7 protein-coding genes are annotated in these 12,207 nt (G+C 53.8%); all 7 read right to left on the bottom strand.

Annotation, left to right across the window (positions count from 1 at the left end):
- Positions 1 to 148: 148 nt before the first annotated feature.
- The 7 genes from CHM34_RS00185 to uppS all read right to left on the bottom strand — a co-directional run bounded on the left by CHM34_RS00185 (position 149) and on the right by uppS (position 12,036).
- On the bottom strand, positions 149 to 4,441 hold the full coding sequence (locus tag CHM34_RS00185; RefSeq protein ID WP_094262579.1) for a PolC-type DNA polymerase III: 4,293 nt from the start codon (positions 4,439 to 4,441) through the stop codon (positions 149 to 151).
- Positions 4,442 to 4,677: 236 nt separating this feature from the next.
- Positions 4,678 to 6,402, bottom strand: coding sequence for a proline--tRNA ligase (locus CHM34_RS00180; protein ID WP_206093723.1), 1,725 nt, complete (start codon positions 6,400 to 6,402; stop codon positions 4,678 to 4,680).
- Positions 6,403 to 6,437: 35 nt separating this feature from the next.
- Positions 6,438 to 7,772: an RIP metalloprotease RseP gene (rseP, locus tag CHM34_RS00175; protein ID WP_240511795.1), complete on the bottom strand. Its 1,335-nt coding sequence runs from the start codon at positions 7,770 to 7,772 to the stop codon at positions 6,438 to 6,440.
- 93 nt (positions 7,773 to 7,865) lie between these two features.
- Positions 7,866 to 9,206 (bottom strand): RIP metalloprotease RseP, encoded by a 1,341-nt coding sequence (rseP, locus tag CHM34_RS00170; protein ID WP_240511828.1) that lies wholly within the window; start codon positions 9,204 to 9,206, stop codon positions 7,866 to 7,868.
- Positions 9,207 to 9,243: 37 nt separating this feature from the next.
- Positions 9,244 to 10,398: a 1-deoxy-D-xylulose-5-phosphate reductoisomerase gene (locus tag CHM34_RS00165; RefSeq protein WP_094262577.1), complete on the bottom strand. Its 1,155-nt coding sequence runs from the start codon at positions 10,396 to 10,398 to the stop codon at positions 9,244 to 9,246.
- Positions 10,399 to 10,421: 23 nt separating this feature from the next.
- The gene (locus CHM34_RS00160) at positions 10,422 to 11,222 is read right to left on the bottom strand and encodes a phosphatidate cytidylyltransferase (protein WP_141201597.1); all 801 of its coding nucleotides are present in this window, start codon (positions 11,220 to 11,222) and stop codon (positions 10,422 to 10,424) included.
- A 22-nt stretch (positions 11,223 to 11,244) separates the two neighbouring features.
- Positions 11,245 to 12,036 (bottom strand): undecaprenyl pyrophosphate synthase, encoded by a 792-nt coding sequence (gene uppS / locus CHM34_RS00155; RefSeq protein WP_094262575.1) that lies wholly within the window; start codon positions 12,034 to 12,036, stop codon positions 11,245 to 11,247.
- Positions 12,037 to 12,207: the final 171 nt, after the last annotated feature.

Below are 12,207 nucleotides of genomic sequence, written 5' to 3'. Positions count from 1 at the left end.
AAGAGTGGGCGACAACCCACTCTTTCCGGCCGGACGTATCTTCTATCAGTATAGCCAAAAAGATTATAACACAACCAACCCTTGGCACGCAATTTTCAGGGCCGGTTCACCGGCGATCATCCCGCTTCGCCGAACCCGTCTCCAAACGTTAAAAAAGCGTCAGCTGATTACTCTCCGGCATGTCGTTGAGACAACCCAGGCGTTTGAGCACCTCCACCACCGCACTGGAGATACGGCTTCGCTTTTGCAGATCTTCCACGGAAAGGAACTCGCCGTCCTTTCTCGCTTCAACGATGTTTTTGGCGGCATTGACACCGATCCCGTTGACAGAAGAGAAAGGGGGGATGAGACTGTCTCCATCCACCAAAAAATGGGTCGCATGGGAGCGGTAAAGGTCCAGGTTTCGGAATTTCAGCCCCCGGGCCAACATCTCCCGGGCAGATTCCAGCACGGTAAGCAACCCCTTTTCCTTGGGGGTGGCGGAGACCCCTTTTTCATTAGTCTCTTCGATCGCCTTTTTGATAGCGTCCGCCCCTTTCACCACCAACTCCAGGTCGAAGTCATCAGCCCGAACGCTGAAATAAGTGGCATAGTACTGAATGGGATAATGCACCTTGAACCAGGCAATACGGACCGCCATCAATACATAAGCCACCGCGTGGGCTTTCGGGAACATATACTTGATTTTGCGGCAGGAATCGATATACCAATCAGGTACATTGTGTTGCCGCATCTGGTCGGCTTCGTCCTCGGTCAGCCCTTTCCCTTTGCGGACCTTTTCCATCAGCTTAAAAGCGATCGACGGATCCATCCCCTTGTAAATGAGGTAAACCATGATGTCATCCCGGGTGGAGATCACTTCCGCCAGAACGGCTGTCTTGCTGCGGATCAGGTCCTGGGCGTTATTGAGCCACACGTCGGTTCCGTGGGAAAGGCCGGAGATGCGCACCAACTCGCCGAAGGTGGTCGGTTTGGTATCTTCCAGCATCTGACGTACAAAGCGGGTCCCGAATTCGGGAATTCCCAGTGTTCCCGTCACCGTCCCGATCTCCTCGGGGGTGACACCCAGGGATTCGGTACTGCCGAACAGCTTCATCACTTCAGGATCATCGATCGGGATCGTCTGAGGATCAATACCGGTCAAATCCTGCAACATCCGGATCACCGTCGGATCATCGTGACCCAGGATATCCAGCTTCAAAAGCCGCCCGCTGATCGCGTGATAGTCGAAGTGGGTGGTGATCGTCTCCGACTTCACATCATCCGCCGGGCGCTGAATCGGTGTAAAATCGTACACCTCTTTGTTTTGAGGAATCACCATCAAACCTCCGGGATGCTGACCGGTGGTCCTTTTGACACCGCTGCACCCCTCCACCATTCGGTCCACTTCAGCGTTGCGCCACTGGTACTGCTTCTCCTCTTCATACTTTTTCACATATCCGAAAGCCGTCTTCTGAGCAACGGTGGAAATGGTTCCGGCACGATATACGTATTCCTTTCCGAAAAGCTCCTCGGTATATTTGTGGGCACGAGGCTGGTACTCCCCGGAGAAGTTGAGATCGATATCCGGAACCTTGTCCCCTTGAAATCCGAGGAACGTTTCAAAGGGGATATCGTGTCCGTCTTTTTTCATATCACTGCCGCATTCCGGACATTGTTCATCAGGAAGGTCAAACCCCGATGCCACGGTTCCATCATTGATAAAACGGCTGTATTGGCAGCCGGGACAGACATAGTGCGGCGGTAACGGATTCACTTCAGTAATATTGCTCATCGTAGCCACAAAGGAAGAACCCACTGAACCCCGGGAGCCAACCAAGTAGCCATCCTCCAGGGACTTGGTCACGAGCTTGTGAGAAATGAGATAAATCACAGCAAATCCGTGCTTGATAATACTGCCCAGCTCATTTTCCAGTCGCTCCCTCACAATATCCGGCAAAGGGGACCCGTATAACCCTTCCGCCGTCTCATAACAGATTCGGCGCAGCTCTTCGTCGGCCCCTTCGATGATCGGAGTATGCAGATCGTCGGGAAAGGGCTTCATCTCCTCAATCCGGTCCGCAATCTCCCCCGGGGCTTTTATAACCACTTCCCGAGCCTTTTCCTCGCCTAAGTAGGAGAACTCCTCCAACATCTCATCCGTCGTACGAAAATGAGTTCGGGGCAGAGGGCCTTTCTTGCGAAATCCCCCGGTCTGGTTCATGGCGAGGATCTCCCGAAACGTTCCTTCCCACTCATTTAGATAATGGGCGTTAGATGTGGCTACCACCGGCTTGTCCAAGCGCTCACCCAGTTTCACCAGGAGACGATTGGCTTCCCGCAAGCGCTCAGGGCTGTCCACGATCTCTTTGTCGACAAGGTGTTGGTTCACTTCAATGGGTTGTATTTCCAGATAATCATAAAACCGAGCAATCTCTTCCACTTCCTCCGGTGATTTCTGCAAAGCGGCTTCAAACAGCTCCCCTTTTTCACACCCGGAACCGATGATCAGCCCCTCCCGGTATTCTTCCAGCAAACTGCGGGGAATGCGGGGGGTCCGGTGGAAGTATTTCAAATGGGCAAAGGAAACCAATTTATATAAATTTTTCAATCCCGTGTAATTCTCCACCAGGATGATGGCATGGAAAGGGCGAAGCCGGCTCAGATCCCGCTCCCCGGTAGAGTCGTTCACCTGATCGAGACGAGTGATCCCCTGCTCGACACAATCGCCGATCATCTTCCACAGGAGGTAACCGGTTGCTTCCGCGTCGTAAATCGCCCGGTGATGCTGTTCCAAGTCGATATCAAACTTCTTGCACAATGTGTTCAGCCGGTGGTTTTTCATCTGAGGATACAACACCCGGCCCAACTCCAGGGTATCCAGCACCGGGTTGGTCACCGGTTGTTCGCCGATTTTTTTCGCCCCCATCTGCAAAAAACCCATGTCAAAGCGGGCGTTATGGGCCACCAATACGCTATCCCCGGCAAACGCCAAAAACTTCGGCAAGACATCTTTCAGATCGGGAGCGTCCTCGACCATATCATCGGTGATACTGGTCAATTCCGTAATCATCGCTGTCAGTTTGCGGTGAGGGTTGACAAAGGATTCAAACCGGTCGACGACCTCCCCGCCCTTCACTTTCACTGCGGCCAACTCAATGATTTCGTCGTGAACAGCTGACAAACCGGTGGTTTCCACGTCAAACACCACGTAGGTATCCTCTTTCAGTTCCCGGTTTACAGGATTCATCACGATCGGCACACCGTCATCCACCAGATAGGCTTCCAAGCCGAAGATCACCTGAACCCCGTATTTCTGTCCGGCGGCGTATGCCTCGGGATAGGCCTGCACAACTCCGTGATCCGTTACCGCTACCGCCGGATGACCCCATTCCGCCGCCTGTTTCACCATCTTCTCGGGATCATAGACTCCGTCCATGGCGCTCATCGCAGTATGCAGATGAAGTTCCACCCGTTTTTCATCAGCGGTATCCTGCCGCTTGTATGGAGGGACTTCTTTCAAGTCGTTCGCCATCACTACCAGATCCCGGGCGAAAGTATCAAACTGAACGGACCCTCTCAAACGAACCCACATTCCGTCACGGACCCGTCCCAGGACGGCTGCATCCTCTTTATCCCGGGCGAATACTTTCACTGCGATCGAATCCGTGTAATCCGTCACATTAAAGGTAAGCAGCGTCCGTCCGCTGCGGAGCTCGCGCACCTCCGATTTGAAAACGCAGCCCTGGATACATACGCGCCGTTCTTCATCCGTGATTTCCTTGGTCAGAATCGGTTCATCCCGAAAATCGTAACCAATGGCCACGGGGCCCTCGTCCGCTTCCTCCTCCGGCGGCGGCTCTGATTCCTCCAAGTGGACCATCGCCTCTTCTACCAGTTTTCGTTCGGCTTCCTCCCGCCGTTCCTGGAATTGTTCCCGGGCTGTGTCGGATTCCCGGTAGGATAGGGCGACTTGTAACCGTGTACCTGACACTTCCTGAAACAGAGAAGCGACGACCTGATCCAGTTGTTTGCTGACAGCCATTTGGGTCATCATCTGATTGGGAAAGTTGATCGTTAACAACTCCCCCTCCAAGTGCCAGTCCGATCGGGAAAGCCAACCCGCCGCCGACGGGGACAAATCCTCCGCCACCCGTTTCCGGATCCATTGCCAATACATTTCCATCAACTGTTCCAAATCGGCTCCCTCATACCGAACGACAAACGATGTTTGAACGGCGGGCGAAAAAGCCTCAGCCACCTTCTCCTGAACCCGGAACATCACATGGGGCGGAACCGGCTGTTCCAGTTTCAGATAGAAGGTCCAGGTCCGTTTCAAACGGCTCACTTTCACCTTTTCTATGTACGCCCCCGCAAAATGTTGCTGAACCACTTCCGACGGGATCTCGGCTTTTTTCAGCACTTGTTCCCATCGCTGACGTTTGATTGTTGTTGCGGTCATCCGATTTCACCTCCGACCCTTTCCGCCTTTACGCATGACTTCTTTCGGTTCGTCCGTTTGCGTCTCCAATGAGTGTATCAGAAAGAGGCGGGATGGACTAGAGCGCACTTCTCGGCAGGGTTAAAAAGGCGGGGTTTCCCTTATCAGGAAACCCCGCCTCGGTATTCAGGAGGAGGTTGGTCCGTTGATATACCCGCTTGAGAGTCAGTCCCTCCGCTCAGCTGGAACGATCATACTCATCCATCGACTTGCTTCAGCAGTTCCGGAAGCTGATTCGAAAGTTCTTGTGCGGAGAGATGCCCACTTTCTCCACTGCGTCGGATTTTATACTCCACCACTTCTTCCGCCGCCTTCGAACCGACTGTGATTCGCAGCGGGATTCCGATCAGGTCGGAATCCTTGAATTTGACACCGGCCCGTTCCTGTCGATCATCAAAGAGGACTTCGAGACCGTTTTGGACCAGCTGTCCGTACAGTTGTTCCGCCAGCCGGGCTTGGTTTTCGTCTTTCATGTTGACAGCGATTAAATGGACGGCAAAAGGCGCGGCGGTTAAAGGCCAAGTGATGCCGTTGTCGTCGTGGTGCTGTTCGATAATCGCCGCCGCCAACCGGGAAATTCCGATTCCGTAACAACCCATGATTAACGGCTGTTCCTTCCCTTCCCGATCCAGGAAGGTCGCCTGCATCGCTTCGCTGTACTTGGTACCCAGCTTGAACACATGCCCGACCTCAATGCCCCGCGAAAAGCGGAGTGTGCCGCCGCAATGAGGGCAGGGATCCCCTTCCTGCACCGTCCGAACATCGGCGAAGTGATCCACCTGGAAATCCCGTTCCGGGGTGACATGAAGCAAGTGAGCGTCGGCTTCATTAGCCCCGGTGACCGCATCGAAAAGATCTCGAACCGCGTGATCCGCGATGATCCGGACCTTCTCTTTCAACCCGACAGGCCCCGCAAACCCGCTTGGAGCCCCGGTTACCCGTTGTACCACGGCCTCATCCGCCAATTCGCACTGATCCGCATCCAAAGCATGCTTCACCTTCACCTCATTGGCTTCATGGTCCCCCCGTACCAAGACCAGTACCGGCTCACCATCCACATCGAACAATAAACTCTTCATCAGTCGATGAGGAGAGATATCCAGCATCTTCGTTACTTGTTCGATAGTGGATGCCTTCGGCGTGGATACCTTTTCCACTGTGGAAATCTCTTCCGCAACGGGACGGGACTTCTCCCCTTCATGGCCGCCTACCCTAGCCGTTTCGATATTGGCGGCATAGTCGCAGGAGTCACACAGGGTCAGTGTATCTTCACCGGAATCCGCCAACACCATAAACTCATGGTTTTCTGTACCGCCGATCGCCCCGGAATCCGCTTCCACTGCCCGAAAGTCCAGACCCAATCGGGTAAAAATCCGCTCATAAGCGTGATACATGCCCTGATAGGCCTGGTCCAACGTCTCCCGATCCGCATGAAAAGTATAGGCATCTTTCATTAAAAACTCCCGCCCCCGGAGCAGCCCGGATCGGGGACGCCGTTCGTCGCGGTATTTGGTCTGGATTTGATAGAGAGACATGGGCAGCCGCTTGTAGGAGTTCACCTCATTGCGCAAGAGGTCGGTAATGACTTCTTCATGGGTAGGTCCCAGCAGGAAATCCCGTTCATGCCGATCTTGCAAAGTGATCAACTCCGGGCCGTAAGTGTCCCACCGTCCCGTCTCCCGCCATAATTCCGACGGGTTTAAAGCAGGCATCAGGATCTCCTGAGCACCGATACGGTTCATTTCTTCCCGAACCACCTGCTCCACTTTGTACAAAGTGCGATGAGCCAAGGGAAGATATGTATAAACTCCCGCCGCCAACTGCCGAATCATTCCCGCCCGCAGCATCAAGCGATGGCTGGCCATCTCCGCCTCCGCCCCCACCTTGCGCAGTGTCGGAATCAACATCGTTTTCTGTCTCAAAAACTCGTCCCCCTTTACTCCCCATCTGCCCGCTCTTAACCTTTGAACAGGCGTACGATATCATTGTAGGTGACCAATAACATCAACAACATTAACAGGGCGAATCCGATAAAATGGACCACCCCTTCTTTCCCTGGGTCGATCGGTCGTCCCCGGATTCCCTCCACCATAATGAAAACCAACCGTCCGCCGTCCAGCATCGGAAAGGGTAAAATGTTTAAAATCCCGAGGTTGAGGCTTAGGACAGCCGCCAAGTGAACCAGGGGCACCCAACCCGCCTCGGCGGCTTTTCCCGTCACATTGGCGATCCCCACCGGCCCGGACAATTGCTCCATTCCAGCTTGGCCGGTAATGAGACGGGAAAGAAAATCCCCCATTAACGCAGCTAAATCATATGTTTTGGAAAAGCCCGCCGCTATCGATTCGCTCAGGGAAGCTTCCCGCATCCCCTGTCTCATCTCGATACCAATCCGATTCTCTCGGTTCGGTTGAATTTCCGTTTCAAAGACCTGCCCGTCCCGTGCCATTTTCAGCGTAACCGAGTTCCCTCCGGATTCACCGATCAAGGTGCCGGCCTCGGTGAAATTCTTCACCGGTTCCCCGTTCACTTCCCGCAGAGCATCCCCCGGTTGCAGCCCCGCCTGTTCCGCCGGGGAATCAGGAACCACATCATGAATCAACACCTTGTCCTCCACTCCGACCGCCATGGCAATCCCCGTCAACAGGACGACAGTCAGAATCAGGTTGAACAATGGGCCCGCCACAATCGTCAGAGCCCGTTGCAGGACCGTCTTGGAATGAAACTGTCGATCGATCGGGGCAATCTGAACGATATGGTTCTCATCGTAGCGGATCACGGCCCGGGGATGAAGATGGTATCGAACTTCCCGACCGTTTTCGTCTTCCAACAGGACAAACAGATCCTTTTCCAGATCGCACTTCAGCAGCTTCCCGGCTTTCGTCGAATGAACCGGAGGCAGATGCTCCGGCAAATCCGCCTCGGTAACATCCTCCCCATATTCCCGAAGGGTTTCATCTCGGGGTCCGGCACCGGGATGGTCGGGCTTGGAAGAGTGAATCCGCACAACCCTGCCTTGTTCGTCCCGGTCCAAGACCAATCGCGATCCTGTTTTCAGCTCGATGATCTCCGGGTCTTCCCCTGCCATGCGCACATAGCCGCCCAAGGGAAGAATCCGCAAAGAATACAATGTTTCTCCCTTAAACCGGGAAAACAGCTTCGGACCAAAACCGATGGCAAATTCCCGGACGAGAATACCCGCCCGTTTGGCAAAGATAAAGTGGCCCAATTCATGAAAAAAAACCAGAAAACTGATCAACAGGATAAACGACACGATGGTCTGTATCAACATCCATCACCGCCTTGATTGATAGGAGGCCCCGGAAGGGATCCCCTCTCATGTCCGAGGCGCCTGCAAACCGAGAAGCTCGACACCCTTCACGAATCAACCTTTAAAAAATACACGCACGATATCATTGTAAGTGACCACCATCATCAACATCATCAATAGGGCAAACCCCACGAAATGAACCACGCCCTCCTTGTTGGGGTCGATCGGCCTTCCCCTCAGGGCTTCCAGGATCAGAAAGGTCAACCGTCCGCCGTCCAAGGCCGGAAAGGGCAAGATATTAATAATACCCAGGTTCAAACTTAACAGGGCGGCGAGGTGAACAAGGTTCAACCACCCGGCATCGGCGGCTTTCCCGGTAATATCGGCAATCCCCACCGGGCCGGCCAGACTCTCCATCCCCACCTGACCTGTGACGAGTCGACTGATCCCCCGTCCCATGATCACCGCCAAGTCATAAGTCTTTGTAAAGCCGGCTATAGAGGCTTCGGAGATCGTCGCTTTACGCCGTTCCTGCTCCATCTGGATTCCGATGATAAACTGGTTGTTCCGCTTTTCCGGTTCGATCTGGGTCTCGAAGAGCTGGTTGGCCCGTTCCACTTTCAGGGTCACTTCATCCCCTCGAGCTTCCTGAAGGGGGACGCTGATATCGTTGAATTCCTTCACTTTGTTTCCTTCCACTTCCCGAACGGTATCCCCGGGCTTCAGACCCGCCTTCTCCGCCGGTGAGCCCGGAACGGTATCTTTGACCGTCACTTTGGTCCCTATACCGGTAGCCAAGGTCAAACCCGCCAGCAAAACAACAGCCAGGAAAAAATTAAACACCGGACCCGCCGCGATAAACAGTCCCCGCTGCAGAATCGTCTTGGAACCGTACTGGCGGTTGAGAGGCGCAATCTGCGAAATATTTTTTTCGTCGTATTGAATCAGCGCCTGGGGATGGATCCTGTAGCGGGTATCGAGACCGTTTTCGTCTTCCAGCCGGATAAACAACTGATCCTCCAGATCCGCTTCCAACAGCTTCCCGCCTATGCTGGAAGTAACCGGTGGAAGGTGTCCCGGAAGATCGGAGCCGGTCGGGTCGTCAATTTCTCCGTACTCCGGCTCCATCGGCAAGGTACTCCCTTCCCGGGAGGGTTGCGGAGCCCGAATGCGCACGACACGTCCCTCTTCATCCCGATCCAGAACCAAATGAGAACCCGTTTTCAGTTCGAAGACCTCCGGGTCTTCCCCTGCCACCCGGACATAACCGCCTAAGGGTAAAATACGGATGGAATAGAGGGTTTCCCCTTTAAACCAGGAAACCAGCTTTGGACCGAAGCCGATCGCAAACTCCCTTACCAGCATCCCGGCGCGTTTGGCAAAGATGAAGTGGCCAAGCTCATGGATAAATACCAGCAAACTGATCAACAGGATAAACCACAGGATGGTCTGCACCAAGATCTGTCACCCCCTTGATTGATCCCCACCCGGTTCAGACGGCGGCACCGCTGTGCTGTGCCGCCTCTCTCGCCCAACGGTCCGCTTCGAACAATTCATCCAACGAAGGTCGAGCCGTCGGCGTATGCCGGTTGAGAACCTCTCGGATGATCTCCTCGATCGCCAAAAAGGGAACGCCCCCTTCCAAAAACCGGTTCACAGCCACTTCGTTAGCGGCATTCATCACCGTCGGAAGCGTACCTCCGGCACGACCGCAGTCAAAAGCGATTTTCAGACAGGGAAACCGCTCAAAATCCGGCTCCCGAAAATGCAGCTTACCGATGGCGGCCAAATCCAGACGTTCTGCCGACAGCGACAACCGTTCCGGATGGCTGAGGGCGTATTGAATCGGTACTTTCATGTCCGGTGTACCCAACTGTGCCATAACCGCCCCGTCCTCAAACTCCACCATGGAGTGAATAATGCTTTCGGGATGAACCAAGACATCGATCCGATCGTAAGGAAGACCGAACAGCCAGTGAGCTTCGATCACTTCCAGTCCTTTGTTCATTAAGGACGCGGAATCGACGGTTACTTTGGCACCCATCGACCAGTTGGGATGCTGGAGGGCCTCCTCTTTTGTCGCCGCTTTCAAGCGCTCCCGGGGCCAATCCCGGAAGGCTCCTCCGGAAGCGGTTAATATCATCCGCCGGACCGAGGCATCCCGCTCTCCGTTCAGGCATTGGAACAAAGCGGAGTGTTCGCTGTCGATGGGCAGAATGGACACTCCGGCCTTTTTCGCCTCTTCCATCACGATGGATCCGCCCATGACCAGAGATTCTTTGTTGGCCAAGCCGATCGTCTTACCCGCCCGGATCGCGGCCAATGTGGGAGGCAGACCCCGGCTGCCCACCAGGGCGGAAACGACATAATCCGCATCAGGTTGTTGGGCGGCCTCCAACAATCCTTCTTCCCCATAAACCACCCGTACCGGGAAGGACGACCGGAGACGCACTTCTTCCGCCGCTTCTTTGGTAGCCATGGACACCAACGGCGGACGGTACGTGTTCACTTGTCGAACCATCTCGTCCACATTGCTCCCGGCCGCCAACCCGACGATTTCAAAGCGCTCCGGATGTTCCCGGACCACTTCCAGCGTATTTTGCCCGATGGACCCTGTAGAGCCCAGGATGATCAACCGCCGTTTCATTCGATATCCTCCTTAGGACGCTTTTAGATCAACTGAATGAGGTACAACACAGGGAAAACCAAAAGTAAACTGTCAAACCGATCGAGAATCCCCCCATGACCGGGGAGTAAAGAACCCGAATCCTTTACGCCGGTTGTCCGTTTCAGTGCCGATTCCACCAGGTCTCCCACCTGTCCGACGACACTGACCAAAAATCCGATGAACAAAACGGTGGAAAAGACACCGAGCTCCGGGTATAAAAGCCCGAACAACCCGCTGACCAGAACGGATAAAAAAATACCGCCCAAGGAGCCTTCCACTGTTTTATTGGGACTAACGGAAGGCCAAAGCTTTCGTTTTCCCCATCGTTTTCCCGTAAAATAAGCGCCGGTGTCATTGACCCAAGTAACCACCAACGCCAGCAATGACCAGATAAATCCGTCCACGATCATCCGGGCTTGGATCATGTATGAAAAACCATAACCTATGTATAAAGAACCTAAAAACAGATATGCAGCCTCATCGACCTGAAGCCGGTTCCGGCTCAAAACCATGAACACGAGAAACAGAATCATCCCTGCCAAAATGTTGTCCGGACTGTCCAAGAACCAGCCCGGGCCGATCATTTGCTGGTCGGCCATGCCGGTAAGGAGAAGAAGCCACATCAGGCATAATCCGATGAGAGCCTGTGGACGGCTAAACCGGATGCCTTTCATGCTGCAGAATTCGATATAACTGATCGTCGCCAAAGCGCTGATAAAGCCGGCATACCACCAGTGTCCTACCCACAGCAATACCAGGAAAACGGATCCCCCCGACACCCCCGTCACGATACGCTGTCTCATCCGCAACCTCACCCGTCTTCCGTCATACCGCCCCGTAACGGCGGGAACGACGTTGAAAATCTTCAATCGCCTGATAGAACCTCTCCCGCGAAAAGTCCGGCCACTGCACCTCAGTAAAACAGAGCTCACTGTAGGCCAGCTGCCACAACATAAAATTGCTGATCCTCACTTCTCCGCTGGTGCGGATCATCAGATCCGGCTCCGGCAGATTCGCGGTAAAAAGATAACTGCTGAAGAGAGATTCATTCAGTTGGCTCTTATCCATCTTACCCGATTTGACATCATCTATAATCCGCTCGACCGCACGCAGGATCTCCGACCGCGATCCGTAATTCATCGCAAAGCAAAGTTCCAGACCGGTATTATCCTTTGTCGCTTCCTTCAGCCGGTGAAGAGCATTCACAGTATGACCGGGCAACCCTTCTTCCTGTCCCAACATCCGCACATGGATATTTCGTTCCATGATTTCGTTTAAATACATCTTTAAAAATTCCTCGGGCAAACCCATCAGATAATTGATTTCTTCCTTGGGCCGCTTCCAATTTTCTGTAGAAAAGGAATATAATGTCAAAACTTCGATTCCCAAGTCATCAGCCGCGCGGATGATATCACACACTGTCTGCATCCCGGCGCGATGACCGGCGATGCGAGGCAATCCGCGCTTCTTTGCCCACCGGCCGTTCCCGTCCATGATCATCGCCACATGACGGGGTAACGGCCCTTTTTGCAACTCAGCCGTTTTCCGTTGAATCGACTCGGATGGCGTTTCCTCCGCTTTATAGCCTGCCAACCATTGTTTCAGCGTTTGGATCATGTTCATTCCTCCGCTATCCTACCCATGAGCAAATTCTTGATGTCAGAGCCCTCGCATCCTTTGATGAGAGCTTCTTTGCTTTTTCATAAAGTCGGTTAAACGTGCATTTGTACGCAATTCTAGCATACCAGCTTTCCCCTCTCTTTTCTACAGCAAGCAAAGAGGGGTTTT

It is taken from the genome of Paludifilum halophilum, from assembly GCF_002245355.1.
Classification (GTDB): Bacteria; Bacillota; Bacilli; order Thermoactinomycetales; family DSM-45169; genus Paludifilum; species Paludifilum halophilum.
Note: the sequence above shows the minus strand (reverse complement) of the source record. Positions and strands in the feature narration are given on the sequence as shown.